Here is a 25,101-nt window from a genome sequence, read left to right on the forward strand (position 1 = left end):
GGAACTGGGTGAGCCCTTCCGCCGCGACGCGATGAAGAAGCCGGTCGAAGTGGCAGGCATCAGCGCCGACGACATGAACCAACAGGCCGGGGTTTAATCCGCGTGAAGCCTCTGCGCGCCATTCTCGGGACGGCCAGTGCCTCCGACAAAATCATCGCCCTGGCCGAGGGCGATGATCCCCGTGTGGTCGAAGGCGCGGTCATGGCCGTGAAAGAAAACGTCGCGCGGATCATCCTGATTGGCAACAAGGCCGAGGTTTCGGCCTTGTTGCAAACCCATGAGGGCTACGATCCCGAGCGGATCGAAATCCACGATCCTGTTGATTCTGCACTGACACCGGAACTGACGCAGGCGCTGTACGAACGGCGCAAGCACCGGGGAATGACCCTTGATGAGGCGCAGCAGCAGATCAAGGACCGTCTGACCTATGCCGCCTTGCTGGTACAGCAGGGCATCGCAGACGGCACTGTCGGCGGCGCGGTCGAAACCACGTCCGACACCGTGCGCGCCGCGCTGCAGATCATCGGTACGGCCCCGGATGCGGCGATGGTCTCAAGCTTTTTCCTGATGCTGTTCTGCAAGGACCATCACGAGGTCAAAGGCGCACACATCTTTGCCGATTGCGGTCTGGTCGTTGACCCGGACGCACAGGAAATGGCCGAGATCGCCCGCGCCTCGGCCGCGTCCTATGAAACCCTGACTGGCGAAACCGCGCGAGTGGCGATGCTGTCCTTTTCCACATCCGGCAGCGCCGAACATGCCAAAGTTTCCAAGGTCGTCGAGGCCACGCGTATTGCGCGCGAAAAGGACCCAACCTTGCTGATCGACGGAGAGCTGCAGTTCGATGCAGCCTTCGTGCCTGAGGTTGCGGCCAAGAAGGCCACGGACTCGCCGCTGAAGGGTGAGGCGAATGTCTTTGTCTTTCCCAGCCTGAATGCGGGCAATCTGGGCTACAAGATCGCCCAGCGCATCGGCGGGGTCGAGGCGATCGGCCCGGTGCTGCAGGGATTGGCCAAACCGGCCAACGACCTGTCGCGCGGCTGTTCGTCCGAAGACATTCTGCACATGATCGCCGTGACGGCGGTGCAGGCTCAACACATCAAGTCCAAGCCGGGGACGTGTTGACCCCGGCCACCGAAGAACCCTGGCGACAAACCCGCCGGTATCGCAATTTTTCCAGAAGGCATGTCGGGCAGATGCTGGCAAAGACCGAACCTACGTCTCTTTTTGGCGCAAATGCCGCGCACACGATCCGCACTCTGTTTCCCGGCGTGCTGGTCGCGACTACCGTTGCCGTGACTGCAAAGTTCCTGTCCGAGCATTATGCGACACCGGCGATGTTGATGGCGCTGTTGCTGGGCATCGCGCTCAGCTTTTTGGGGGAAGAGGGCAAAACCGTCCCCGGTATCGGCTTTGCCGCGAAATCGCTGCTGCGACTGGGTGTGGCGCTTTTGGGCGTGCGTGTTTCGATGACACTGATGATGGGGTTGGGCTGGGACCTGATCGCGCTGGTTGTTGGCGGCGTGCTGGCCACGATTGCCTTTGGCCTGCTGATCGCGCGTTTCTTCGGCCACAAATGGCGCTTTGCCTTTCTGACCGCTGGCTCGGTCGCGATCTGTGGTGCGTCGGCGGCGATGGCGATCAGCGCCATCCTGCCCAAGGATGATCGATCCGAGGAACGGCTGATCTTTACCGTTCTGGGCGTCACCGTCCTGTCGACCATCGCGATGATTGCCTATCCCATTCTGGTGCGCATGCTGGGCATGAGCGACGTCGCAGGCGGCGTGTTCCTTGGTGGCACGATCCACGACGTGGCGCAGGTGGTGGGTGCTGGATTCTCGATTTCGGAACAGACCGGTGACACCGCGACATTGGTGAAACTGTTCCGCGTTGCGATGCTGGCGCCGGTGGTTCTGGTCGCCTCGCTGATCATCCGTGGCGTCACTGATATGGACGAGGCGGGCAAGCGCCCCCCGATCCTGCCCAGCTTTGTCGTAGGCTTTCTGGTTCTGGCCGCAGCCAGCTCATTCGGCCTGATCCCGCCCTTCATCTCGGACCTGCTCAGCCAGATTTCTCGCTGGTTGCTTCTGATCGCCATCGCAGCAGTCGGCATGAAGACAAATCTGAAACAGATCCTGTCGGTCGGCGGCGCTGCAATCGCCCTGATCGTCGTAGAAACTCTTTTCATTGCAGGAGTTATCCTCGCCGGAATAACATTCCTGACCTGATCCGTCGCCCCGATAGAAGGACGCCAGATGACCATCCAGCAACCGAAGATCGACACCAGCCCTAAAGTCTCGGACGAGGTCCGGCGCACCACCTGCTACATGTGCGCCTGTCGCTGTGGCATCAACGTTCACATGAAGGACGGCAAGGTCGCCTATATCGAAGGCAACCGCGACCACCCGGTGAACAAGGGTGTTCTGTGCGCCAAGGGCAGCGCCGGGATCATGCAAGTCAACGCACCATCCCGCCTGCGCAAACCCCTGCGCCGGGTCGGACCGCGTGGCTCGGGTGAATTCCGCGAGATCGAATGGGACGAGGCGATCAGCACGGCCGTCGGCTGGCTGAACGAACTGCACGAAACCGCGCCGCAGAAACTGGCCTTCTTCACTGGCCGCGATCAAAGCCAGAGTTTCACCTCTTTCTGGGCACAGAATTTCGGCACCCCGAACTACGCGGCCCATGGCGGGTTCTGCTCGGTCAACATGGCGGCGGGCGGCATCTACACGATGGGCGGCGCCTTCTGGGAATTTGGCCAGCCCGATTGGGACCATACCAAGCTGTTCATGCTGTTCGGCGTGGCCGAAGACCATGACAGCAACCCGATCAAGATGGGCATCGGCAAGATCAAGGCGCGCGGCGCACGGGTGATCGGGGTGAACCCGATCCGGTCGGGCTATAACGCCGTGGCTGACGATTGGGTCGGGATCACGCCGGGCACCGACGGTTTGTTCATCCTGTCGCTGATTCATGTACTGATGAAGGCGGGCAAGATCGACCTGGATTACCTCAGCCGCTACACAAATGCCCCAGTTCTGGTAAATGCCGCAGAAGGGCCTGAGAAGGGCCTGTTCCTGCGCGACGCCGACGGCAAGCCGCTGGTGATCGACCGCGCCACGGGCAAGCCCACCGCCTTCGACAAACCCGGCGTCAGACCAGACCTGTCGGCCACTTATGAAAAAGACGGCGTCACGCACCGCCCGGTCTTCCACCTGATGGCCGAGAAGTACCTGTCCGACGACCACGCCCCTGAGGCTGTCGCCGACCGCTGCGGCATCCCCGCCAAACGCATCCGCGCCATCGCCGCCGAGATCGCCCGCGTCGCCTTTGACGAAGCCATCGAGTTGGACCACGAATGGACCGACTTCCGGGGAGAGACGCATTCCAAAATGATCGGTCGCCCGGTCAGCTTCCACGCTATGCGCGGGATTTCGGCCCATGCCAACGGGTTCCAGACCTGCCGAGCCCTGCACGTCCTGCAAATCCTTCTGGGCACGGTCGAGGTCCCCGGTGGTTTCCGCTTCAAACCGCCCTACCCCAAGCCGGTCGAGGCCCATCCCAGCCCTCACGGTGACCGTCGGCCCGGTCGTCCGCTGGAAGGTCCGCACCTGGGATTTGTGCGCGGCCCCGAAGACCTGCTGATCGACGACTGCGGCACGCCGCAGCGCATCGACAAGGCATTCACGTGGGAAAACCCGATGTCGGCCCACGGGCTGATGCATATGGTGATCTCGAATGCTGCTGCGGGCGATCCCTACAAGATCGACACGCTGTTCATGTATATGGCGAACATGTCGTGGAACTCGTCCATGAACACCAAGGGCGTGATGGAGATGCTGACCGCCCGCAACGAGGACGGCAAATACGTCATCCCCAAGATCATCTATTCCGATGCGTATTCCTCGGAAATGGTGGCCTATGCCGACCTGATCCTGCCCGACACCACCTATCTGGAACGGCACGACTGCATCTCTCTGCTGGACCGCCCGATTTGCGAGGCTGACGCGGCCGCAGACGCCATCCGCTGGCCGGTGGTTGAACCTGACCGAGATGTGCGCGGGTTCCAGTCGGTGCTGATCGAACTGGCCAACCGCATGAGCCTTCCGGGCTTCACCAACGAAGACGGAACGCCGAAGTGGAAGGACTACGCTGACTACATCGTCAACCACGAACGCAAACCGGGCATCGGCCCTCTGGCCGGGTTCCGGGGCGAAAATGGCGACAAGGAAGGGAGAGGAGAGGTCAATCCAGACCAGTTGAACCGCTACATCGAAAACGGTGGCTTCTACGTCGCGCATATCCCCGAAGGCGCGGATTACTACAAACCGTGGAACAGGGCCTATCAGGACTGGGCCGTAGGGATGGGGATTTATGACAGCCCGCAACCCTATCTGTTCCAACTTTATTCCGAACCGATGCGCCGATTCCAGCTTGCCGCCGAAGGTCACGGAGATCGCCAGCCGCCCGAACATCTGCGCCAGCGCATCAAGGACACGATGGACCCGCTGCCGATCTGGTACGAAACCGACCAGCAGGGCAACGAAGGATTCACCGTCAACGCCCTGACCCAACGCCCGATGGCGATGTATCATAGCTGGGGCACGCAGAACGCGTGGCTGCGCCAGTTGCACGGGCGCAACTCGCTTTATGTCCCGACCAAACTGATGCGCGAGCACGGTCTACAGGACGGCGATTGGGCCAAAGTCAGCTCTCCGCACGGGGAAATCACCGTGCCGGTGATGGAGATGGCTGCCCTGAACGAAAACACCGTCTGGACTTGGAACGCTATCGGCAAGCGCAAAGGCGCCTGGGCGCTGCAAGAGGACGCGCCAGAGGCGACCAAGGGCTTCCTGCTGAACCACTTGATCCACGAACTGCTGCCGCCAAAAGGGGACGGGCAACGCTGGGCCAATTCGGACCCGATCACCGGGCAGGCCGCATGGTTCGACCTGAAAGTGAAAATCGAGAAGGCTGCAGCCCCAAGTGATGCAGAAAGCCAGCCCGAATTTGACCCGATCAAGTCACCCGTTGGGACCGGCCCGAAAGATCTTGCGTGGAAGGTAGGCAAATGACTCAACTCCCCCTATCCACCGAGCGCAAAATGGGTCTGGTCATCGACCTCGATACCTGTGTCGGCTGCCATGCCTGCGTGATTTCATGCAAAGGCTGGAATACCGAAAACTACGGCGCGCCCCTGTCCGATCAGGACGCCTATGGCGCCAACCCGTCGGGCACTTTCCTGAACCGGGTACACTCCTACGAGGTCACACCGGCCGAAGGTCACGCCCAACTGATCCACTTCCCCAAGTCCTGCCTGCATTGCGAAGACGCCCCCTGCGTCACCGTCTGCCCCACCGGAGCCAGCTACAAGCGGGTCGAGGATGGTATCGTGCTGGTCAATGAAAGCGACTGCATCGGCTGCGGCCTCTGCGCCTGGTCCTGCCCCTATGGCGCGCGGGAACTGGATGTGGCGGAAGGCGTGATGAAGAAATGCACACTCTGCGTTGACCGTATCTATAACGAGAACCTGCCCGAGGTAGACCGCGTGCCCTCCTGCGTGCGCACCTGCCCGGCCGGAGCACGCCATTTTGGTGATCTTGGGGACCCGAACAGCGATGTCAGCAAATTGGTGGCCGAGCGCGAGGGGATGGACCTGATGCCTGAGATGGGCACCAAACCCGTAAATAAATACCTGCCGCCACGACCCAAGGACCAGATCGAGGACCAGATCGACATTCTTGCGCCCCTGCTGGCCCCGGTCGCCGAAGAGCCCAAAGGCTTCCTCGGCTGGCTCGACAAAACTCTGGAGAAGCTCTGATGCACCCAGCCCCTTCTGTCATCATCTTCACCACCTGTTCCGGGCTGGGTTTTGGATTGCTGTTTTTTCTTGGCCTCGGCCAACCCGAGGTGACCGGTTTCGTCGCCTTTGTGTTTTACCTCATCGCCTACGCTCTGGCGGTGGGCGGTCTGCTGGCCTCAACCTTCCACCTGGGGCATCCCGAGCGTGCCTGGAAAGCGTTCAGTCAATGGAGGTCCAGCTGGCTCAGCCGTGAGGGCGTCTGCGCGGTTGCTGCCCTTCTTGTCATGGGGCTTTATGCCCTTGGGGCTGTGTTTGCGGGCAGTCACTGGACGGTCATAGGTTGGATCGGAGCGCTGCTCAGCCTCGCCACCGTGTTTACCACCTCGATGATCTACACGCAGCTCAAGACCGTCCCACGCTGGAACATGAACCTGACACCGGCAATGTTCCTGTCTTTCGGCCTCGCAGGGGGTGCGCTGTTGGCGGGTGCCGAGGCACTGGCTCCATGGCTGCTGGCCATCGCAGGGGCTGTGCAGTTGGCCTATTGGGCCAAGGGCGACGGTGCGTTTGCCCGGTCTGGCACCACACTCGGCACTGCCACAGGGCTGGGAGGCCGTGGTGCCGTCCGCGCCTTTGAGCCTCCACACACGGGTACAAACTATCTGCTGCGTGAGTTCGTCCACGTGGTAGGCCGCAAACATGCGCAGAAACTGCGGGTAATTTCCTTTGGGCTGGCCTTTGTGCTGCCCTTGCTGCTGATCCTGATCCCGGTTTCAGGAGTTGCGATCAAACATATCTTTGCGCTGCTGGCCGTGCTGTCGCATCTGACAGGCGTCGTGGTGTCACGCTGGCTGTTCTTTGCGCAGGCGGAACATGTGGTAGGGCTGTATTACGGCAAACGCTGAACGAAAGAGCCTTGATCCTGAGGCTCTTTTTTTTTGCGGTTCATGTCACAAACCCGGTGGCGCGACCGTCCTGTTCTTGTTCAATACCAAAACAGGAGAATGCGATGTCCCCCCCGGATCAATCATTTTGCCGCCGCCCCCGAGCTATTGCAGCCCATGCTCGACATGGAGGAAAGACTGCATGCGTCGGAACTGGAACACAGCTTGATCGAGCTTGTGAAGCTCAGGGTTTCCCAGATCAATGGCTGCGCATATTGCATCCACATGCACACACAAAACGCGCGCACGAATGGCGAAACCGAGGATCGGCTGCATCTGTTGAACGCCTGGCATGAATCTTCGCTGTATTCAGTACGTGAACGGGCGGCGCTGGCTTGGGCGGAGACCCTGACCCGGATCGAAACCAGCCGTGCGCCAGACAACACCTATGAGGAAATGGCGGCCCAGTTTTCAGAACGGGATCAGGTGGCACTGACCCTTGTGATTACCACGATCAATGCTTGGAACCGATTGGCAGTGGGGTTTGCAATGCCTCACCCAGTTGACAACAAGGCCACAGCCGCATGACCGGGTCAGAGTCCGCCCCCGACGATCGGGCTTTTGTCGATATGCAACCGCGTCTATTCGCGGTTGCCTACCGAATGCTCGGGTCGGTCGGTGATGCCGAAGACATCGTGCAGGACGCCTATCTGCGCTGGCGGCGCGTTGATGTTGAACAGGTCCACGATAAGACAGGCTATCTCATCCGTGTCGTCACAAGGTTGTGCCTCGACCACTTGCGGGCAGCGCGCACTGTGCGTGAGACTTATCCCGGAGAGTGGCTGCCGGAACCACTGGTCACCGATGATGCAACCGAACGACTGGACCGCGATGTCTCGGTGGCTCTGCTGATGGCGCTTGAGAGGTTGTCACCGCTGGAACGCGCCGCCTTCCTGCTTCATGACGTGTTCGAACATTCCTACGACGAGTTATCCGAGACACTGAAGCGTAATCAAAACAGCTGCCGCCAGCTTGTCAGCCGCGCCAGAAAACACGTTGAACAGGTGAGGCTGCGCGCGCCTGTTGCTCGTGAGCAGGGTGAAGAACTGGCCAAGGCGTTTTTTAAGGCTGCCAAAAGCGGCGACACCAAACATCTGACGGATTTGCTTGCGCGGGACGTTCAATTGCACTCGGATGGCGGGGGTAAAATCATCGCGACCCTGAACCCGATTTATGGAAGGGACAAAGTCATTCGGTTTTTTGCAGGGCTGGCGCGGAAACCTTCGGCCCCGCGCGCCTATTCCTGGACATTTTGCTGGCTAAATAGCCAACCGGCAATCCTCAACCGAGAACCCGGCGGATCGCTGCAGGCCACATCTCTCAAAATCGAGAACGGCAGGATTGCGGCCATCTACATGGTGCGTAATCCCGACAAGACCCAGCATCTGGGCGAACTGCTCAGCGAATAGGGCCTGCTTTAGTGGGCAGGCCCATACTCTTTAGGCTCAGATCAGACCAGCATGGGCCATCGCAGCGTCGATGGCGGCCTTGGTGCTGTCGTCCAGCGGTGTCAGCGGCGAGCGTACCTCTTCACTGCACAGGCCCAGCTTACTGAGCGCGTATTTTGCGCCTACCAGACCCGGCTCGATAAAGATCGCTTCGTGCAGAGGCATCAGACGATCCTGATACTCCAGCGCCTTGGCATAATCGCCCGCCAGCGTCGCCTGCTGGAACTCGGCGCACAGTTTCGGTGCCACGTTTGCGGTGACCGAGATACAGCCGACGCCACCATGCGCGTTGAAGCCCAGCGCAGTCGCGTCTTCACCTGACAGCTGGCAGAAGTCAGGCCCGCAGGACGCACGCTGCTGGCTGACGCGGGCCAGATCACCGGTGGCGTCCTTTACGCCAACGATCCGCGGCAGCTCGACCAACTCTCCCATCGTTGCGGGGGTCATGTCGATGACCGACCGGCCGGGGATGTTGTAGATGATGATCGGAATATCGGCGCAGTCATGCAGCGCGCGGAAATGCGCGATCAGGCCCTTTTGCGTGGGCTTGTTGTAATAAGGTGTCACAACCAGCGCCGCATCCGCGCCAATCCGTTCTGCGAATCGCACAAACCGGATCGCTTCGACCGTGTTGTTCGATCCTGCACCCGCGATTACCGGCACGCGACCGGCAGAGGCTTTGACAACCTCTTCCACCACGGTTTCATGCTCTTCATGGCTAAGCGTCGGGCTTTCGCCGGTGGTGCCGACGGGGACCAGCCCGGTCGAGCCTTCCTGAATCTGCCATTCCACCAAGTGTTTGAGTGTCTTCAGGTCCAACTCGCCGTTTGTGAACGGGGTGACGAGGGCTGGCATTGAGCCTTTGAACATGACACGCTCCTTGGTGTGCGGTTAGCAATTTTTGCGCTTGGGGCCATCACAATCGTCGCGATGTGAGTTGATCCCGGCGGCGCAAGGTTTATCCTGAGTGGCTGTATCCTTGGTTGGTTGGGAAATGCAAGGCATGACACGCGTTCTGGCACTATTGATAGCGGTGATTCTGGGGTCAATCGGGCAGGCGCGGGCCGACGCCGTGGGCGATCTGCGCGCCGGGATGTCCGAGATGCACAAGGGCGACTGGAATGAAGCCCTGCGTGTAGCGGGCAACCGAGGGTCGGTGAGCCGCGATATCATCGTCTGGCACTGGTTGCGCCAGGGCTTTGGCAGCTCGGGCGATGTGCTGGTGTTTCTGGACCGTCGGTCCGACTGGCCCGGGCTGGCTTGGTTGCGACGCAAAAGCGAACCCGCCTTCACGGGCGCCGATCCCGACCGGGTGTTGAAATTCTATGCCGGCAACCCGCCGCAAACGGCAGAAGGTGCGCTGAACTATGCCGTCGCGTTGAAGGCAAAGGGACGTCCGGGGGATGCCGAGGCCGATATCGTGGCCGCGTGGCGCACCATGCCGATGGGGTCCGGACTGCAAAAGGACTACCTTGAGAACTTCGGCAAGCTGCTGAAACCCCATCACACCGCCCGGCTGGACCGGATGCTGTGGGATGGGCACCTTGTCAGCGCCGGACAGATGCTGCCCTTGGTCAGCACCGATCAGCGCAAGCTGGCCGAGGCGCGAATTGCCTTGCAAAAGCGCCAACCCGGTGTGGACAACAAAGTTGCTGCGGTTCCGAAGTCGCTGGCCGCATCTCCGGGGCTGGCCTTTGACCGGTTTGTCTGGCGCGACAAGAAAGAACTGGACGACAGCGCGATCGACCTGATGCTGGCGCGCTCGACCGGGCCGGATGCGCTGGGTGAGCCGGACAAGTGGGGCGAAGGTCGCCGCCGTCTGGCGCGGCTTGAAATGCGCAATGGCGATGCCAGCCGTGCCTATCAGATCGCCGCGAACCACCACATGACGCCCGAGATGGGCTATGCCTACGCAGATCTGGAGTGGCTGGCCGGGTTTCTTGCGCTGCGCAAGCTGAACGATCCCGCCACAGCGGTTCGGCATTTCCAGAACTTCTCGGGCGCGGTGGAATCGCCGATCTCGAAAGGGCGTGGCGGCTATTGGCTGGGCCGGGCCTATGCGGCGCAGGGGGATGCCGACAAAGCCTATGACGCCTACGCGATGGGCGCGGACTATCAGACCTCATTCTATGGCCTATTGGCAGCTGAGCGGATCGGAAGGCCCTTCGACAGTGAACTGGCCAACCCGCGCCGGGCGCCTCATTGGAAACAGGCCGAGTTCGCCGATTCCAGCGTTTTGGAGGCCGGGCTGTTGCTGCTGCGCGCCGGGGAAAACAATCTGTCCGAACGTTTCCTGACCCATCTGGTCGAAGAGCTGGACCCGGTGCAGGCAACGCAACTGGGCGATCTGGTGATCGAACTGAAGGAACCGCATCTGGCGGTGATGATTGCCAAACGCGCCGCGAAAACCGGTGTCGTGCTGCCCGCCGCCTATTACCCTGTGCATCCGGTGGCCGATATGGGCCTGCCCATGGCCAAAGAGATGACGTTGGCGATTGCCCGCCGTGAAAGCGAGTTTGACCCGGTCGTAGTCAGCGGTGCAGGTGCACGTGGATTGATGCAGGTGATGCCCGCCACGGCCAAGCTGGTGGCCAAGGAGCTGGGCATCCTCAGTGGCCACAAGACTTTGAAGCTGACCTCGGATTGGCAGTACAACGCTAAGCTGGGGGCAAATTACCTGTCCGGGCTGGCCGCGGATTTCAACGGCAACGTGGTGATGATGGCCGCAGGCTACAACGCCGGGCCGCGGCGTCCGATTTCGTGGATGGAGCGCTATGGCGATCCCCGCGCCGGTGAGATCGACGTGGTCGACTGGATCGAGACGATCCCCTTCAGCGAAACCCGCAACTACGTGATGCGGGTGGCGGAAAGCCTGCCGGTCTATCGTGCCCGCTTGGGTCAGCCCCCGCTGCCGGTTCCGTTCTCGCAGGAGCTGGTCGGCTCAACTCTGGCTTCGTTCGCGCCATAGGGTGAACAGGCCCGCAGCCACAACCAATGCGGCCCCGAGGATAACCGCGGGCCGCAACGCCTCACCAAAGACGGAAATGCCTATGATGGCCGTCCAGACCAGATGGAAATAGGCAAAGGGCTGCACCGCGCTGGCTTCGGCCATTTCATAGCATTTGATCAGCAGCCAGTGTCCCAGAACGCCACTGACGCAAAGCACCGCCATCCACGCCCAATCCGCGCGTGCCATCGGCTCCCAGAACCACATCCCCACTAGCGTCATCGCCACGGCCCCGGCCACACCGGTCCAGAAGAAACTGGTGGCCGCAGTATCCTTGCGTGCGGCATAGCGGGTCAGCAGACCATAGAGCGCGAACAATAACGCCGAAATCAGCGGGATAATGGCCCATGGGTTAAACACACCCGCGCCGGGTTGCAGAATGATCAGAACGCCGATGCAGCCCACGCCAATCGCCACCCAGCGCCGCCAACCGACCTGCTCGCCCAGAACCGGCCCGCTGAGCGCGGCGACCAGCAACGGGTAACAGATGAACACCGCCATGCTGTCGATCAGACCCAACACGGTAAAGGCATAAACGGCGACGCAAATCTCGGCCGCCAGAAGAACTCCTCGGAACACCTGCAAACCCAACTGGCTTGTCTGGGTCGCTGCGCCTAGTCCTCCGGGGGCACGCGCGGCCAGTGCGATGACGAAGGCGGCAAAGAACCAATAGCGGATCATCACGACCATGTAGGTGTTGTAAGTCCCCGCCAGATGACGCGAGATCCCGTCCTGCAGCGCGAACACAACCGTCGCCGCGATCATCAGCGCGATACCCGCGCGGGTGTTGTTCTGCTGCGTCATTCCCGGATTGCCCGGGTCATATGGCGCTTACGACCGTATCCGGGAGTGCGGGTGACGGCGAAGCCTGCTTCCTCCAACCCGCGCCGCACGAAGCCGGCGGCGGTATACGTCGCCGCCGTGCCGCCTTTGGCCGTGTGATCGGCCACCTGCTGCATCAGGTCCGCCCCCCAAAGCTCGGGGTTCTTGGCCGGGGAAAACCCGTCCAGAAACCAGGCATCGGCCTCACCCGCCCATGCGGGCAATGTCTGACGCGCATCGCCCTCGATCACCTCAAGTTGCAGGGTGCCCAGATCGCAAGTGCCACCCTGCCAACGGGCCAGAAAACGGTCGGCCCAAGGCGCAAGTTCCGGGAAGGCCACCAGCGCACGTGCCATATCCTCGGGCACCATCGGAAAGGCTTCGAAACTGGTGAAGGTCAGGGGCGTGGTCTGACCCGCTTTTTCCCACTCGGACCACACGGTCAGCATGTTCAGACCGGTGCCGAACCCCAGCTCGGCAATGCGAAACCCCGGCGCGAACCGTGCAGGCAGGTCGTTGCCCGCCAGAAACACATGCCGCGTCTCTTCCAGCCCGTTTTGCAACGAGAAATACGGATCGTCGAAACGGTCCGAGACCGGAATTTGACCCTCGGTCCATGTCAGTTCAGCGCGCTGGTCTGCCATCGGGGAATCCTGTAGCTAAGCGGCGCGACACTGAACAAGGAAAAGGGGAATGGCAATGGTCGATGTAACGGTGCGCGGTGCGGGCATCTTTGGCCTGTCCATCGCGTGGACCTGCGCCCGGCGCGGCGCCAAGGTACAGGTCGTCGATCCGTTTGGTGCCGGTTCAGGCTCCAGCAGCGGGTTGGTCGGTGCGTTGGCCCCGCATGTGCCCGAGAACTGGAACGCCAAGAAGGCCTTTCAGTTCGACAGCCTGATCATGGCCGAGCCGTTCTGGAAACAGGTCGAGGCGACCGGCGGCGTTTCCCCTGGGTATGCGCGGCTGGGCCGGTTGCAGCCCATTGCTGACACCCGCACGCTGGAGCTTGCTCATGCCCGCGCGATCACCGCTGCCGAGCTTTGGCAGGGCCGCGCCGAATGGCGGGTGGTCGAAGCCGAGACGCTCGGCGCGTGGTGCCCGCCCAGCCCGACCGGTTTCGTGATCCACGACACGCTGAGCGCCCGGATGCACCCCCGGCGCGCCTGTGCCGCGCTGGTTTCGGCACTGGCCGTCATGAGCGTGGATGTGGTGACGGACGCGCCGGACCAAGGTCAGGTCATCCATGCCACCGGTCTGGCTGGGTTGCAGGAGCTGAGCCAAGCCTTCGGCAAAACCGTCGGCAATGGCGTTAAGGGGCAAGCCGCACTGTTGCGCTTTGATGCGGGTGAAGTGCCGCAGCTGTTTGTCGATGCCATCCATATCGTGCCCCATGCAGATGGCACGCTAGCGATCGGCTCGACCTCGGAACGGGACTATGACGACCCATCCAGCACCGATGCCGCGCTGGACGACGTGCTGGACCGCGCCACACGGGCAGTGCCGGTATTGCACGGTGCCGAGGTGATCGAACGGTGGGCCGGGGTCCGTCCCCGCAGCAAAAGCCGCGCTCCGATGCTGGGTGCGCATCCGTTGCATAAGGGTCAGTTCATCGCCAATGGCGGCTTCAAGATCGGCTTCGGCATGGCCCCCAAAGTGGCCGAAGTCATGGCCGATATGATGCTGGACGGGCGCGATACGATACCCGCCGATTTTCGGCCCGAGGCGTCTTTGTGATCGTCGATAAAACACCTACACGCCTGATGTCAGACAGCACACGCCTGACAGAGGTCTTGCATCTGATCCGCGAGACTTTTGCCTATATGGAGGGCCGCATTGACCCGCCCTCTTCAATGCATCGCCTGACCGTGGAAGAGCTTCAACGTCAGGCGCGTGACGGTGAGATTTGGGGGATAGGAGACCGGCCCAATGCAGTCGTCTTTCTGACGCCCAAGCCAGACTGCCTGTATCTGAGCAAACTTGCCGTTGCCCAAAACAAACGCGGTCAGGGTCTGGCCCGACGTCTGGTGGAAGTGGCTGAACACCGGGCCCGGGCCAAAGGGTTTCGGGCGTTGGAATTGCAAACCCGGGTCGAACTTGTCGAAAATCATGCAGCCTTTGCACGCCTGGGATTCGCGATAACCGGCGAGACAACCCACGCCGGTTATGATCGAACAACCTCGCTTACGATGCGAAAGCGACTGGACTGACGCCCCGCCCCAAGGAATCGGTTGCGGGGGTAGGTCAAAATCCCGCTTCGGCCCGCAGTTTCTCCATCAGCATCCGCAAACTGCTTTCATAGCGGTCGCTGGACAGTTTCCCCTGCTCGTCGAACTCGTTCGAGCTGTTGGCCAGATGGATTTCCGGCCCCTGCAGGATGCGTGGTTGGAACGGGACCATATAGCTGCGCAATACCATTTGCGCGCGTTCCCCACCCGCACGCCCGGCGGCGGCCGACATCACTGCGACCGGTTTGTCGGCCCAGGGGCGGCCCTCGGTCCGGCTGACCCAGTCCAGCGCGTTTTTCAGCACGCCTGACGGTCCCTTGTTGTATTCCGGTGTGGAAATGATCACCGCATGGGCCTGCGCGATCTGATCGGCCAGCGCCTGGACCGCCTGCGGAATGCCCTCGCCATCTTCCAGATCACCGTCATAGAGCGGCAGGTTCAGATCGGCCTCGATATGGGTGCCAGGATTGAACAGCCGCGCCGCCTCGCGCAGAAGTTTGCGGTTGGTGGCGTTTTGGCGCAACGAGCCGGAAAGGCTCAGCAGGATCGGTTCGGACATCGGGGAACTCCGTCATGATGTTTCCCCATAGTTAGCCCGAGACCCGCGCCAGCCATAGCCCGGGTGACGCGCAGTCAATGTGCGAAAAAGGGCACCCGCCGGCGCCCCTCTCGTCTTATGTGCGACTGTTGGGGATGATCTCGATATCGACCCGACGGTTAAGAGCCTTGCCCTCGGGCGTCAGGTTCGAGGCGGCGGGACGGTTCTCACCCATACCAATCGTGCTGATCCGGGCACCGCTCACACCATTGGCCTGCAGGATATCGGTTACCGACCGGGCGCGGCGTTCGGACAGGGCTTGGTTATAGGACGCTTCGCCATCACTGTCGGTATGACCGATGACCTGAACGTTCGAGTTGGGGTATCTCGTCAGGTTCTGTCCCACTCTCTCCAGATCAGCCCGCAGCGCCGGACGCACGGTCGCGCTGTCGGTGTCAAAAGAGATATCATTTGGCACGGTGACAATCAGACGGTCGCCGGCATTGGTGACGGTGATACCCTGATTGGCCAGTTGCTGACGCAGCTCGGCAGCCTGACGATCCAGCTGGTTGCCGAATAGACCGCCACCGGCGGCACCCACCGCGGCACCAGCCAATGCGCCAAGACCCGGGTTTGAGTTATTGGCGATCGCGCCAACACCCGCCCCGACCAGTCCACCCAGAAGCGCACCCTGTTTGGCGTTCTGATTGGGATCGCCCGGCAGGTTCAGCGTCGCGGGATCCGTGCAGGCACCCAGAAACAAGGCCGAGCACAGCCCGGCGGACAATGCAAATTTGGAAATCGTCATGATGTCACCTTCTGCTCCGGCGCCCGTTTGCCGGGCGCGTTTTATATGGTGCAGTTTATCACGCTGCCTGCGGGTGTGCTCAAGCAACAATCCAGTGAAATCGGCGAATACCCGCCACTCAGGACGCCCTTGCCGAGGTGTCCCAGCGGTTCTGCTCCTGCCACAGCGCCCGCAGAGGTTCGCCTTGCCCGCAAAAGTGATCCTCGGTCAGTTCACAAGCCCAGATACGATCGGTGCGGAAATGGCGGAACCCGTTGCGCAGCTCGCACCACGCGGCCAGGAGAGTGCATTCGATGTGGTAGATCAGAGCGACGGGCCGGACGATCCGTTCGGTTCGCTCACCTTCGCCGTTCACATAGGTGATACGGATCTTGCGTTCGTCCCGGATTGCCTCGCGGTAGTTCACCACTGGCACACATCCCTTTTCGGGGTCATCCATGGGTGCGCCCCACGGGGCCACCTGCAACCAGTCGGCGGGCGCGCGCAGCGCTTCGATCTTGCAGCACACCCGATCGGCAGCCTGCTGCAACGTGCTGTCGCCGGTGCGCGCCAGCATCGAAAGGCCGACCCACAGCGCCTCGACCTCTTCGGCATCAAAATTCAGCGGCGGCAGGTCATAGCCGCGCCGCATCAGGTATCCGACACCGGCCTCGCCCTCGATTGGGGTGCGTTGCGCCTGCAGGGCCGCAATATCGCGATAGACCGTGCGTTCTGAGACTTCGAGCTTTTCTGCCAGCATTTCAGCCGTCACCGGCGCCTCGGCGGCGCGCAGAATCTGGATGATTTCAAACAGGCGAGTGGAACGGCGCATGGGTTTCTCCGGTTCATCTGCTGACACTCTAGCACACCCCCCTGACAGGGTGGTGTCAGGAGTGATGGGTGAAACTTGGCATCAGATGATAGGAGATCACCGATGCCGTACCACGACAATCACGTGATGATGACCCTGAAACTGGGCACCTGGGCGCAGGATCACACCCTGCGCAGCTTTGAGATCGAACGCGAAATCATGGCCGCCCGCCAACCCTGTGCCCCGCGCAAACGCCGCAGACGGTTTTCGCTGGGCAATCTCAAGATGCTGTGGACCAGTACCGCCTGAAGTTCAGAAATCCGCCTTGGCGCGGAACTTCATGGACACCCCGCCTTCGGGGTTCTTCAGGCGCAATTCCTCGGAATGCAGCATCAGGCGTGGGAAGTCCCGCGCCGCACCTTCGGCGTAAAACGGGTCACCCAATATCGGGTGGCCCAACGCCAGCATATGAACCCGCAACTGATGCGACCGGCCCGTTTTGGGAAACAGGCGAACCCGTGTCGTTTCACCCTCATATTTTATAACACGCCAATCGGTGACAGCAGGCTTGCCGGTCTCACGACACACCATTTGCCGCGGACGATTGGGCCAGTCCACGATCAGCGGCAGGTCCACAGTGCCGGTCTTGTCCGCAACCCACCCCCAGACGCGCGCCACATAGGTCTTGCGGGTCTGACGGTTCTCGAACTGCATACTCAGATGGCGCTGCGCATGAGGGGTCTGGGCAAAGACCATTACGCCCGAGGTATCCCGGTCCAGCCGATGCACCAGCAACGCCTGCGGAAAGGCCGCCTGCACCCGGGTCAGCAGGCAATCGGCCAGATGCTCTCCCCGCCCCGGCACCGACAACAGCCCCGAGGGTTTGTTCACCACAATCAGCTGCGCGTCCTCATACAGAACGTCCAGAGGGGTCTTCGGGGGATCATAGGTCTCGCTCATGCGCGCCTGCCTATCGCAGCGCGCGACCTCCCGCAACGTCGCGCTTGCCTGAACGAAACGGTTCAGCAACTCTGCCCCCAAAGCGGAAGGAGAACCCATGCACCCCACGATCGAACGTATGCAAGAGGTGGTCGCCAAGGGCGATGAGAGCCTGATCCACGAATTGCTGGCTGAGAATGTGCGCTTTTCCCCGCCCACCTACTACAGCACCTGGACCGGACGCGAACCGGTGGCGGCTGTGCTGGGTCATGTGGGGCAAGTGTTTTCGGATTTCCGCTATCGCCGCGTGATGGGTGCGGGCAAGGACTGGGCGCTGGAGTTTCAGTGCAAGGTCGGCGACCTGGACGCTGTGGGTGTCGATCTGATCACACTGAACGATGACGGGCTGATTCAGGAATTCGAGGTCGTCATGCGCCCATACAAAACCATCGGCGCCCTGCGCGAGGCGATGATGACCCGCGTCATGACCGACCCGCGATTCCTTGAATACAAAAACGCGCTCAGCTGACCATGCTTGTCGCTGCCGATCAGCTGTTGCGTGTGCCATTGCTGCCAGTTCTGGCGGCCCAAGGTCTCTCGGTACGCCGCAACGCCCAAATGCTGCCGGAACCCATCGGCCCACGCGAAGGGCGCGTGGGGCGAGGGCCTCGGCGGCGTCTTCTGATTGCTGGCGACAGCTCTGCTGCGGGGGTCGGCGCCGGGACACAGGCGCAAGCGCTGTCTGGTTATCTCGTGGCCCGGTTGGCCAAGCACTATACGGTCGAATGGCGACTTGAGGCTACGACCGGGCACACAACACAAGACACGATTGACCGGCTAAGCGGCCTGAGTGGCCAATTCGATATGGCCGTCACCGCGCTCGGCGTGAATGACGTGACACGCGGCGTGACACGCCAACGGTTCATCGACCGCCAGACCCAATTGCTGGAGCTTTTGACCGGACCTCTGGGTGTGCGGCGACTGGTGGTCACGGCTGTGCCGCAGATGCACCTGTTCCCGGCCCTGCCGCAGCCGCTGGCCTGGGTTCTGGGGAAGCAGGCGGCGCGGCTGGATCGCGGATTGCAGCAAGCTGCGGCCCGCTTTCCACAGACAAAGCATCTTCAATTGGATCTGCCCGAAGACCCGGCCCTGGCTGCGCCGGACGGCTATCATCCCAGCCCGAAAGCCTATGCCATCTGGGCCGAGGAGGCCGCCCGTCTGTTACGTCAGGTCTGAGACCGCATCTGCCGGATCATCGGAATCGAATAGACCACCAGCGCCGTCCAAATCAGCGGAAACGCGATCATGCGGCCTCGGTCGATCTGTTCGCCGAACACGGTGATGGCAGTGATAAAAATCATGGTCGGCGCGATATATTGCAGGATACCCATGGTCGACAGCCGCACCAGTTTCGCCCCATTGGCATAAACCAGCAGCGGCACCGCCGTCACAACACCCGCACAAGCCAACAGCATAGTGTCCGAAGCGCCTACACCGAAATGCCCGGTGCCGTGAACACCCAGCCATGTGACATACATCAGCGCCGGGATCAGTAGGATCAGAACCTCAAGCAAGAACCCCTGATTTGGACCAATCGGCAGCGACCGCTTAAAAAACGCATAGAATCCCCAGCTCACCATAAGACCCAGAGCCGCCCATGGCAGGCTGCCCGCCTCGATCACCAGAACCAGCACGCCCAGCGCGGCGATTGCAACTGCCGCCAGTTGGATTTTCGTCAACGGTTCCCGCAGCAGAACCGCGCCCAGAGCGATACTGAACAGCGGGTTGATATAGTACCCCAGCGCCGCGTCCAACGCCCGGTCATTGGCAATCGCCCAAACATAAATCGCCCAGTTCACCGAAATCAGCGCCGCCGTCAGGCAAGCCATCCCCAGCATCTTCGGGTTCACCAGCGCCGCCTTCAAATCCCGCGTGCGCCCCAAGGCCACCAGCAGCAGGCCCGCGACCGGAACCGACCAGATAACACGATGCGACACGAGTTCGATCGGCCCCACATGAGACATCGCCTTCATATACAGCGGAAGAAAGCCCCACAGAACATAGGCCGTCACGGCCAGTGCCAGCCCTTTGGGTGTATCTTCTCTGTTCGGTGGTACAGGGGTATCTGCCACGACGGGTCTCCGATTGATATCGAGTCTCTCTACGGCAAATCAGACCAAGTTGGGAACTGCGAAAACTGTGAAGCAGGTCATCAGGAATTCTGATACGTCGCGTCCACCACCTGCAGCCCCAATAAAAGAGCCGGGGCGCCGCAGCGCCCCGACAATTTGATTATACTTTGACGCGTTCCGATTTCGGGTCGTACATCGGCTTCTGCGACGCCTCGGCCTTGACCTTCACACCGCAAACGTCGATCTCATAAGTCGAATCCAGCACATCCGCCGCTTTTTCACCTTCACACGGCACGTAACCCAGACCAATGGCAGCGCCCAGCGTGTGGCCATAGTTGCCCGAGCTCAGATAGCCCACATATTCGCCGTCCCGGATGATCGGCTCGTTGTGGAACAGCAGCGGCTCGGCATCGGTCAGTTTGAACTGAACCAGGCGGTTCTTGGGCCCGCTTTCCTTGCGTGCAATCACAGCCTCGCGGCCGATGAAATCGCTGCCCTTATCGACCTTGACGGCAAAGCCAAGCCCGGCATCCACCACATGGTCTTCGCAGGTGATGTCGTGACCAAAGTGGCGGAAGCCCTTCTCGATCCGGCAGCTGTCCATCATGTGCATCCCGCACAGCTTCAGACCCATGTCCTGCCCCGCCTCGTGCAGCGTTTCGAACGCGTGGCCCGCCATATCGGACGAGACATAAATCTCCCATCCAAGCTCACCCACGTAAGTCACGCGGTGAGCACGGGCGAGACCCATGCCAAGCTCGATCTCTTGCGCGGTGCCGAACGGGTTGGCGGCGTTCGAGAAATCGTTTGGCGAAACTTTCTCAAGCAGAGCACGTGCATTCGGGCCCATGACGGCAAGAACCCCTTCACCTGCGGTTACATCAGTGATGACCACGTTGAAGTTGCTCGCGTGGCGCATCATCCATGTCTGGTCAGCCAGACGGGTCGCCGCCGGTGTGACCACCAGATAGGCGGTCTCGGTCAGGCGGGTGACGGTCACGTCCGCCTCGATCCCCCCAGTGCGGTTCAGGAACTGGGTGTAGACGATCTTGCCATTGGGCACCGAATAGTCGCCACCGCCAATATAGTTCATGAATTTCTCGGCGTCGGGCCCTTCAACGCGAATTTTGCCGAAGGACGACATATCATACATGCCGACGTTTTCGCGGACCGCACGGTGTTCAGCCGCCGAGTTCTCAAACCAGTTCTGCCGCTTCCAGCTGTACTGGTATTCGCGCTCCTGCCCTTCATTGGCAAACCAGTTCGCGCGTTCCCACCCTGCCAGTTCGCCAAAGACCGCACCTTGTTCCTTGAGATGGTGATGGAATGGGGTCCGGCGTACGCCGCGGGCGGTCGCCTTCTGGCGGTAAGGATAGTGGTCGGCGTAGAGCAGACCCAGCGTTTCCTTGGACCGTTCGAACAGGTAGGTCTTGTTGCCCTGAAACGGCTGCATCCGGCCGATATCCACGTCACCCAGATCAAACGGCTTTTCGCCGCTGTCCATCCACTCTGCCAGCGCCATGCCTGCGCCGCCCGCGGATTGGATACCGATCGAGTTGAAGCCGGCGGCGACCCAGACATTGTCCATCTCGGGCGCCAAACCCAGGTGATAGGCGTCATCGGGGGTAAAAGATTCAGGGCCGTTGAAGAAGGTGTGAATCCCGGCCTCGGCCAGCATCGGCATCCGGTTACAGGCCGCTTCGAGGATCGGCTCGAAGTGATCGAAATCCTCGGGCAACTGATCGAACTCAAAGCTGTCCGAAATTCCGTCCATGCCCCACGGCTTCGCATTGGGCTCAAACGCACCCAACAGGATTTTACCCGCGTCTTCCTTGTAATAGGCGCATTCATCCGGAACGCGCAGCACTGGCAGTTGCGTCAGGCCGTCGATACCTTCGGTCACAATGTAGAAGTGTTCACACGCGTGCAGCGGTACATTCACGCCTGCCATGCGGCCGACCTCATGCCCCCACATTCCGGCGCAGTTCACCACCATGTCACATTCGATGTGACCAGAAGCGCTGCCATCGTCCGCAACCCAGTCCACACCGGTAACCTTGCGTCCTTGCTTGACGATATCGGTGACCTTCACACGTTCTTTGACGATACCGCCACGCTGGCGCGCACCCTTGGCCAACGCCAGAGCGATGTTTGCCGGATCGCCCTGCCCGTCCAGCGGCAGGTATACGGCACCTTTGACGTCTTCGATGTTCAGATGCGGATACAGTTCGGCCACGCGGTCGTTCGAGATTTCTTCGACCTCAACCCCAAAGGCACGGGCCATCGCAGCCTGACGATAGATCTCTTCCCTGCGCTCTTCGGTCAGGGCAACGGTGATCGAACCGCAGCGCTTGAAGCCGGTGGCAACGCCAGTTTCCTCTTCCAGCGAGCCATAAAGTTCCTGGCTGTATTTCGCCAGCTTGGTCATGTTCGCCGTTGCGCGCAGCTGTGCAATCAGACCCGCCGCGTGCCATGTGGTGCCGCTGGTCAGCTGCTTGCGCTCAAGCAGGACAACATCGTTCCAGCCCTTTTTGGTCAGATGATACGCAACCGAGCATCCGATAACGCCGCCGCCGATGATGACCACTCGGGCCTTGCTGGGAAGATCAACCATCCTGAAATCTCCGCTGTGTCAGGTTTTGGGCAAAATGACACGGAAGACCGACAATAAAGGCACCAAAAGCGTCACAAGATCGGTGATTTTCACCGATGTGTCGCGGCACGCTTTTCCCGGCGGACAACAAAGGGGGTGACGCCGAAAAAGCTCTTGTAAACAGAGGAAAAACCGTTCGGAAACCCGCAGGCCAGACCGATTTCGCGTACGCTCATGGTTGTGTTGAGCAGCAGGTTATTGGCCTTGGCCAACCGCATTTCGCGGTAGAATCCGTTCGGCGTGGTGCCGAAATAGTTTTTGAATTTCCGCTCAAGCGACCGGTTCGACAGGTGCAGCGATTCGACGATCTGGTTGATCGGCAGCGGGTCCTCGATATTGGCCTGCATCAGCTTGATGCACTGGTCCAGCTTGGCATCGCCGGTTGCGGTCTGCTTGGCCCCGGAAAACGGCTGCATCGAGGCAAAGTCGCGGATGTTTTCATGCAGCATGATGTCGGCCACCGTCATCTTGGCCGGTCCCGAGATATGCCGCCCGATCACCGCCAAGGCTACATCCGTGGTCGCCTCCATCCCTGCACAAGTCACAACCGCGCCCTGTTCAGTTGCGATCGACAGCTTGGCTTCGAACCGGGCTCCGCGTTCACGCAGGAACGAGGCGTTTTCCCAGTGCGTTGCCATATCATCGGTGCCCTGTTCGTCGATATAGCGACTGGCGGCTTCGGCCAGCAGAAACACCTTGGCCCCGCGGAACGTGTAGTCCGACACCACCCGCCCCAAAGACAGGTCCGGATGATCGGGGTCGGAATTGCCGATCACGAACAGGTAGTCCGCCTTGGGCTGGGCCGGGGCAGGTTCGGTTTGAACCACCGCATCGCTGCTGCTGGCAATCGGGCCGCCTTTCAGCGATCGATAGGCATAGGTGAACGGAGGGCTCGGGCAGACACGATTGGCCAGCCGCAGCACCTCGACCAACGAGGCAAGTTCCAGCAGCACGTATCCGGGCGCGACCAGAATATCAAAATGCAGCTGGGCTGAGTTATCCGCAGAGTTCCGCATCGTCTTCACCTCAGACGATTTGATGACCGGCAGCGCGCAACCGGTTGGCCAGGGTTTCGATGTGATCCGGGCCAACCTCGCAGCAGCCACCGACAATGGTTGCACCCTGCACCACCCATGCCATCGCGTGATCGGCATAGGCGTCGGGGCCCAGGTCCTGACGCTGTTCCAACGCATCGACCGTGGGCGCGTCTTCCAGAAACTGCTGAGTGATGCCAGTGAAGCCGTTGGCGTAGGCTCCATATGGGCGATCAAAGTCAGCAATGACATCCAGCGCGGCAGGAATAGCCTCGGGGCGCGAGCAGTTGATCAGCACGGCCTCGGGCGCGAAACGCTCAACCACCGGCGCGATTTCGGACAGTGGCTCGCCCGAGCGCAGGCGCGTGCCATCGTCATCCATCACCGTCAGCGCCAACCAGACGGGCTTGCCGCCTTCCGCCGCGCCGCGCAGCGCACCTTCGGCTTCCTGAACCGAGGACACGGTTTCGATCAGGAAGAAATCCACACGATCCGCCATCATCTTTGCCAATTCAGAAAACTTTTCTGCCGCCTCGTCCACATCGGGTTTCAGGTCAGGCCGGTACGAGGCCAACAGCGGCCCCAACGCCCCGGCAATACGCCCTCCGTTTGAGCCACGCGCTTGCTCGGCTTGCGTGACCGCCGCGTTGATTAGATCGGCAAGCTGCGCCTCCATCCCTTCCCGCACCAGCCGGGACCGATGCACGGCATAGGTATTGGTGGTGGCAACCGTCGCGCCGCGACGGAAATACTCGGCATGGACCTCGCCGACCAGCTCAGGCTGATCGATCATCACCCGGGTCGACCACAAGGGCGTTGGCCGGTCACCGCTGCGCTTGACCAGTTCCTGCCCGATTGAGCCATCCAGAAGAGTGATTTTTGCCATTTTCCCAACCCTTTCACGGAATAAGAACAAGTTTGCCCGGGAATGCTTTGGATTGAAAATCCGCCTGCGCTGCCGCGATGTCCTTTAGCGGATAAGTCTTTGAGATCAAGGGCCTGATCCGACCGGCATTGATCATCTCGACCAACCTCCCGAACACGTCAAAGGCCTGATGGGTGCAGCCGTGGATGGTGATGTCGCGCAGATAGATGTCACGTAGGTCGGCCTGAACGATCGGTCCTGCGATCGCGCCCGACACGGCATAGTGGCCACCCGGCTTCAAGGCCAGGATCAGGCCGGGCCATGCCGGGCCGCCCACAACGTCGATCACCACATCAAACATATCCGCTGGCAGCGTGGCATCACGTGCAAAGGTCTCGATCGCGCCATGCCCTTTGACGACCTCAGCTTTGGCCGGACTGGTCACGCCCCAGACAGTTGCGCCCCGCAGCGCCGCCAGCTGCACGGCGGCCAGACCGACACCGCCGGACGCCCCGGTGATCAGCACCGTTTGCCCCGAGGTTACTCCTGCACGGGTCAGAAGGTTCTCGGCTGTGCCAAAGGCACAGGGGATGGCGGCGATTTCAACATCCGATAGGGGCGAGGCGGTAACGTCATACAGATCATCCGCCTCGACCAGACAATATTGCGCAAAGGCGCCGTCCATTTCGGACCCCAACGCAATGAACCCGGTCGGATGACCCGGACGTGGACGCGGCAGGTTAATCGGGCAAGTTACGCGCTGACCGGGTTGGAAACCCGTCTCAGGCCCGGCCAGTTCAACGACGCCGCATAGATCACCGCCCTGAATGCGCGGGAAGCGCAGTGCACCGCCCCAGCCTCCGGCCTCGATATCCTGATCGACGGCATCGGTCGCGCCCGTCACGTCAGAGGAATACCAGCCAACGCGCGTATTGATATCGGTGTTGTTCACCCCCGCGGCCAGAACCCGAACCAGCACCTGCCCCGGCCCGGGCTGGGGAACAGGTATATCGTCCCGCCATTCCAGCGCCTCTGGCCCACCGTGTTGGGTCAGGTAAACGCCGGACATTGTTTGGGGGAGTTTCATCTGGTC

Annotated in this window: 25 protein-coding genes; 13 read left to right on the plus strand and 12 right to left on the minus strand. The window is 61.1% G+C overall.

All coding sequences use genetic code 11. From position 1 onward, the window contains the following. Positions 1 to 102 precede the first annotated feature (102 nt). From pta to ACR0KW_RS16760, 7 genes are all read left to right on the plus strand, one after another. Complete coding sequence (gene pta, locus ACR0KW_RS16730) at positions 103 to 1,125, plus strand: phosphate acetyltransferase (RefSeq protein ID WP_480806023.1); 1,023 nt, start codon at positions 103 to 105, stop codon at positions 1,123 to 1,125. A gap of 71 nt (positions 1,126 to 1,196) precedes the next feature. Further along, positions 1,197 to 2,228: a YeiH family protein gene (locus ACR0KW_RS16735; RefSeq protein WP_480806139.1), complete on the plus strand. Its 1,032-nt coding sequence runs from the start codon at positions 1,197 to 1,199 to the stop codon at positions 2,226 to 2,228. A gap of 27 nt (positions 2,229 to 2,255) precedes the next feature. Then, a complete protein-coding gene (locus ACR0KW_RS16740) occupies positions 2,256 to 5,075 on the plus strand; it encodes a molybdopterin oxidoreductase family protein (RefSeq protein WP_480806024.1) in 2,820 nt (939 codons plus the stop codon). After that, complete coding sequence (locus ACR0KW_RS16745) at positions 5,072 to 5,821, plus strand: 4Fe-4S dicluster domain-containing protein (RefSeq protein ID WP_480806025.1); 750 nt, start codon at positions 5,072 to 5,074, stop codon at positions 5,819 to 5,821. The genes ACR0KW_RS16740 and ACR0KW_RS16745 overlap by 4 nt, the downstream gene beginning before the upstream one ends. Further along, positions 5,821 to 6,708 (plus strand): dimethyl sulfoxide reductase anchor subunit family protein, encoded by an 888-nt coding sequence (locus tag ACR0KW_RS16750; protein ID WP_480806026.1) that lies wholly within the window; start codon positions 5,821 to 5,823, stop codon positions 6,706 to 6,708. The genes ACR0KW_RS16745 and ACR0KW_RS16750 overlap by 1 nt, the downstream gene beginning before the upstream one ends. 99 nt (positions 6,709 to 6,807) lie before the next feature. Continuing rightward, complete coding sequence (locus ACR0KW_RS16755; RefSeq protein ID WP_480806027.1) at positions 6,808 to 7,275, plus strand: carboxymuconolactone decarboxylase family protein; 468 nt, start codon at positions 6,808 to 6,810, stop codon at positions 7,273 to 7,275. After that, complete coding sequence (locus ACR0KW_RS16760; RefSeq protein ID WP_480806028.1) at positions 7,272 to 8,156, plus strand: sigma-70 family RNA polymerase sigma factor; 885 nt, start codon at positions 7,272 to 7,274, stop codon at positions 8,154 to 8,156. Before ACR0KW_RS16755 ends, ACR0KW_RS16760 begins: the two co-directional genes overlap by 4 nt. Before the next feature lie 36 nt (positions 8,157 to 8,192). Here the strand turns inward: ACR0KW_RS16760 and dapA are convergent, their stop codons facing one another. Next, positions 8,193 to 9,065, minus strand: coding sequence for a 4-hydroxy-tetrahydrodipicolinate synthase (gene dapA / locus ACR0KW_RS16765; protein WP_480806029.1), 873 nt, complete (start codon positions 9,063 to 9,065; stop codon positions 8,193 to 8,195). Between the two features lie 133 nt (positions 9,066 to 9,198). Here dapA and ACR0KW_RS16770 point away from each other — a divergent pair, with 133 nt between their 5' ends. Continuing rightward, positions 9,199 to 11,163, plus strand: a complete 1,965-nt coding sequence (locus ACR0KW_RS16770) for a lytic transglycosylase domain-containing protein (RefSeq protein ID WP_480806030.1) — start codon at positions 9,199 to 9,201, stop codon at positions 11,161 to 11,163. Here ACR0KW_RS16770 and ACR0KW_RS16775 read toward each other — a convergent pair. Together ACR0KW_RS16775 and mnmC2 are read right to left on the minus strand one after the other, a co-directional pair. Beyond that, positions 11,137 to 12,006 carry a DMT family transporter gene (locus tag ACR0KW_RS16775; protein ID WP_480806031.1) on the minus strand — a complete coding sequence of 290 codons (870 nt, stop codon included), beginning with the start codon at positions 12,004 to 12,006 and terminating at the stop codon, positions 11,137 to 11,139. The genes ACR0KW_RS16770 and ACR0KW_RS16775 overlap by 27 nt on opposite strands. After that, entirely contained in the window at positions 12,003 to 12,668 is a 666-nt protein-coding gene (gene mnmC2 / locus ACR0KW_RS16780) for a tRNA (5-methylaminomethyl-2-thiouridine)(34)-methyltransferase MnmC2 (RefSeq protein WP_480806032.1), read from the minus strand. The genes ACR0KW_RS16775 and mnmC2 overlap by 4 nt, the downstream gene beginning before the upstream one ends. Positions 12,669 to 12,717: 49 nt before the next feature. On the opposite strand from mnmC2, the gene ACR0KW_RS16785 reads away from it, so the two are divergent. Both ACR0KW_RS16785 and ACR0KW_RS16790 read left to right on the plus strand, forming a co-directional pair. Beyond that, positions 12,718 to 13,758: an NAD(P)/FAD-dependent oxidoreductase gene (locus ACR0KW_RS16785; protein WP_480806033.1), complete on the plus strand. Its 1,041-nt coding sequence runs from the start codon at positions 12,718 to 12,720 to the stop codon at positions 13,756 to 13,758. 26 nt (positions 13,759 to 13,784) lie between these two features. Beyond that, entirely contained in the window at positions 13,785 to 14,231 is a 447-nt protein-coding gene (locus ACR0KW_RS16790) for a GNAT family N-acetyltransferase (protein WP_170328157.1), read from the plus strand. A 34-nt stretch (positions 14,232 to 14,265) separates the two neighbouring features. Here the strand turns inward: ACR0KW_RS16790 and ACR0KW_RS16795 are convergent, their stop codons facing one another. The 3 genes from ACR0KW_RS16795 to ACR0KW_RS16805 all read right to left on the minus strand — a co-directional run bounded on the left by ACR0KW_RS16795 (position 14,266) and on the right by ACR0KW_RS16805 (position 16,406). Continuing rightward, positions 14,266 to 14,808: an NADPH-dependent FMN reductase gene (locus ACR0KW_RS16795; protein ID WP_480806034.1), complete on the minus strand. Its 543-nt coding sequence runs from the start codon at positions 14,806 to 14,808 to the stop codon at positions 14,266 to 14,268. A gap of 115 nt (positions 14,809 to 14,923) precedes the next feature. Beyond that, on the minus strand, positions 14,924 to 15,595 hold the full coding sequence (locus ACR0KW_RS16800; RefSeq protein WP_480806035.1) for a YiaD family glycine zipper/OmpA-like lipoprotein: 672 nt from the start codon (positions 15,593 to 15,595) through the stop codon (positions 14,924 to 14,926). A 118-nt stretch (positions 15,596 to 15,713) separates the two neighbouring features. After that, complete coding sequence (locus ACR0KW_RS16805; protein WP_480806036.1) at positions 15,714 to 16,406, minus strand: helix-turn-helix transcriptional regulator; 693 nt, start codon at positions 16,404 to 16,406, stop codon at positions 15,714 to 15,716. Between the two features lie 102 nt (positions 16,407 to 16,508). On the opposite strand from ACR0KW_RS16805, the gene ACR0KW_RS16810 reads away from it, so the two are divergent. Further along, the gene (locus ACR0KW_RS16810) at positions 16,509 to 16,694 is read left to right on the plus strand and encodes a hypothetical protein (RefSeq protein ID WP_480806037.1); all 186 of its coding nucleotides are present in this window, start codon (positions 16,509 to 16,511) and stop codon (positions 16,692 to 16,694) included. A 3-nt stretch (positions 16,695 to 16,697) separates the two neighbouring features. Here ACR0KW_RS16810 and ACR0KW_RS16815 read toward each other — a convergent pair whose 3' ends face one another. Further along, positions 16,698 to 17,345, minus strand: coding sequence for an RluA family pseudouridine synthase (locus tag ACR0KW_RS16815; protein ID WP_480806038.1), 648 nt, complete (start codon positions 17,343 to 17,345; stop codon positions 16,698 to 16,700). A gap of 97 nt (positions 17,346 to 17,442) precedes the next feature. Here ACR0KW_RS16815 and ACR0KW_RS16820 point away from each other — a divergent pair, with 97 nt between their 5' ends. Then, positions 17,443 to 17,853, plus strand: a complete 411-nt coding sequence (locus ACR0KW_RS16820) for a nuclear transport factor 2 family protein (RefSeq protein ID WP_480806039.1) — start codon at positions 17,443 to 17,445, stop codon at positions 17,851 to 17,853. A 2-nt stretch (positions 17,854 to 17,855) separates the two neighbouring features. Next, entirely contained in the window at positions 17,856 to 18,560 is a 705-nt protein-coding gene (locus ACR0KW_RS16825; RefSeq protein ID WP_480806040.1) for an SGNH/GDSL hydrolase family protein, read from the plus strand. Here ACR0KW_RS16825 and rarD read toward each other — a convergent pair. The 5 genes from rarD to ACR0KW_RS16850 all read right to left on the minus strand — a co-directional run bounded on the left by rarD (position 18,551) and on the right by ACR0KW_RS16850 (position 25,095). Continuing rightward, positions 18,551 to 19,456: an EamA family transporter RarD gene (gene rarD / locus ACR0KW_RS16830; protein WP_480806041.1), complete on the minus strand. Its 906-nt coding sequence runs from the start codon at positions 19,454 to 19,456 to the stop codon at positions 18,551 to 18,553. The two genes, ACR0KW_RS16825 and rarD, sit on opposite strands and share 10 nt — an antisense overlap. A gap of 160 nt (positions 19,457 to 19,616) precedes the next feature. Next, positions 19,617 to 22,070: a GcvT family protein gene (locus ACR0KW_RS16835; protein ID WP_480806042.1), complete on the minus strand. Its 2,454-nt coding sequence runs from the start codon at positions 22,068 to 22,070 to the stop codon at positions 19,617 to 19,619. A gap of 89 nt (positions 22,071 to 22,159) precedes the next feature. Further along, the gene (locus ACR0KW_RS16840; RefSeq protein ID WP_480806043.1) at positions 22,160 to 23,125 is read right to left on the minus strand and encodes a GlxA family transcriptional regulator; all 966 of its coding nucleotides are present in this window, start codon (positions 23,123 to 23,125) and stop codon (positions 22,160 to 22,162) included. A 10-nt stretch (positions 23,126 to 23,135) separates the two neighbouring features. Further along, on the minus strand, positions 23,136 to 24,029 hold the full coding sequence (locus tag ACR0KW_RS16845) for a homocysteine S-methyltransferase family protein (RefSeq protein ID WP_480806044.1): 894 nt from the start codon (positions 24,027 to 24,029) through the stop codon (positions 23,136 to 23,138). A 13-nt stretch (positions 24,030 to 24,042) separates the two neighbouring features. Continuing rightward, on the minus strand, positions 24,043 to 25,095 hold the full coding sequence (locus ACR0KW_RS16850) for an alcohol dehydrogenase family protein (RefSeq protein WP_480806045.1): 1,053 nt from the start codon (positions 25,093 to 25,095) through the stop codon (positions 24,043 to 24,045). Between the last annotated feature and the right edge of the window lie 6 nt (positions 25,096 to 25,101).

The organism is Ruegeria sp. CG11 (assembly GCF_056537245.1).

Excerpts from the sequence above, each read along its gene's own strand:
- ACR0KW_RS16735 (WP_480806139.1), top strand. The coding sequence starts at position 1,197 with ATGCTGGCAAAGACCGAACCTACGTCTCTTTTTGGCGCAAATGCCGCG.
- ACR0KW_RS16740 (WP_480806024.1), top strand. The coding sequence starts at position 2,256 with ATGACCATCCAGCAACCGAAGATCGACACCAGCCCTAAAGTCTCGGAC.
- ACR0KW_RS16745 (WP_480806025.1), top strand. The coding sequence starts at position 5,072 with ATGACTCAACTCCCCCTATCCACCGAGCGCAAAATGGGTCTGGTCATC.
- ACR0KW_RS16750 (WP_480806026.1), top strand. The coding sequence starts at position 5,821 with ATGCACCCAGCCCCTTCTGTCATCATCTTCACCACCTGTTCCGGGCTG.
- ACR0KW_RS16755 (WP_480806027.1), top strand. The coding sequence starts at position 6,808 with ATGCGATGTCCCCCCCGGATCAATCATTTTGCCGCCGCCCCCGAGCTA.
- ACR0KW_RS16760 (WP_480806028.1), top strand. The coding sequence starts at position 7,272 with ATGACCGGGTCAGAGTCCGCCCCCGACGATCGGGCTTTTGTCGATATG.
- dapA (WP_480806029.1), bottom strand. The coding sequence starts at position 9,065 with ATGTTCAAAGGCTCAATGCCAGCCCTCGTCACCCCGTTCACAAACGGC.
- ACR0KW_RS16770 (WP_480806030.1), top strand. The coding sequence starts at position 9,199 with ATGACACGCGTTCTGGCACTATTGATAGCGGTGATTCTGGGGTCAATC.
- ACR0KW_RS16775 (WP_480806031.1), bottom strand. The coding sequence starts at position 12,006 with ATGACGCAGCAGAACAACACCCGCGCGGGTATCGCGCTGATGATCGCG.
- mnmC2 (WP_480806032.1), bottom strand. The coding sequence starts at position 12,668 with ATGGCAGACCAGCGCGCTGAACTGACATGGACCGAGGGTCAAATTCCG.
- ACR0KW_RS16785 (WP_480806033.1), top strand. The coding sequence starts at position 12,718 with ATGGCAATGGTCGATGTAACGGTGCGCGGTGCGGGCATCTTTGGCCTG.
- ACR0KW_RS16790 (WP_170328157.1), top strand. The coding sequence starts at position 13,785 with ATGTCAGACAGCACACGCCTGACAGAGGTCTTGCATCTGATCCGCGAG.
- ACR0KW_RS16795 (WP_480806034.1), bottom strand. The coding sequence starts at position 14,808 with ATGTCCGAACCGATCCTGCTGAGCCTTTCCGGCTCGTTGCGCCAAAAC.
- ACR0KW_RS16800 (WP_480806035.1), bottom strand. The coding sequence starts at position 15,595 with ATGACGATTTCCAAATTTGCATTGTCCGCCGGGCTGTGCTCGGCCTTG.
- ACR0KW_RS16805 (WP_480806036.1), bottom strand. The coding sequence starts at position 16,406 with ATGCGCCGTTCCACTCGCCTGTTTGAAATCATCCAGATTCTGCGCGCC.
- ACR0KW_RS16810 (WP_480806037.1), top strand. The coding sequence starts at position 16,509 with ATGCCGTACCACGACAATCACGTGATGATGACCCTGAAACTGGGCACC.
- ACR0KW_RS16815 (WP_480806038.1), bottom strand. The coding sequence starts at position 17,345 with ATGAGCGAGACCTATGATCCCCCGAAGACCCCTCTGGACGTTCTGTAT.
- ACR0KW_RS16820 (WP_480806039.1), top strand. The coding sequence starts at position 17,443 with ATGCACCCCACGATCGAACGTATGCAAGAGGTGGTCGCCAAGGGCGAT.
- ACR0KW_RS16825 (WP_480806040.1), top strand. The coding sequence starts at position 17,856 with ATGCTTGTCGCTGCCGATCAGCTGTTGCGTGTGCCATTGCTGCCAGTT.
- ACR0KW_RS16835 (WP_480806042.1), bottom strand. The coding sequence starts at position 22,070 with ATGGTTGATCTTCCCAGCAAGGCCCGAGTGGTCATCATCGGCGGCGGC.
- ACR0KW_RS16840 (WP_480806043.1), bottom strand. The coding sequence starts at position 23,125 with ATGCGGAACTCTGCGGATAACTCAGCCCAGCTGCATTTTGATATTCTG.
- ACR0KW_RS16845 (WP_480806044.1), bottom strand. The coding sequence starts at position 24,029 with ATGGCAAAAATCACTCTTCTGGATGGCTCAATCGGGCAGGAACTGGTC.
- ACR0KW_RS16850 (WP_480806045.1), bottom strand. The coding sequence starts at position 25,095 with ATGAAACTCCCCCAAACAATGTCCGGCGTTTACCTGACCCAACACGGT.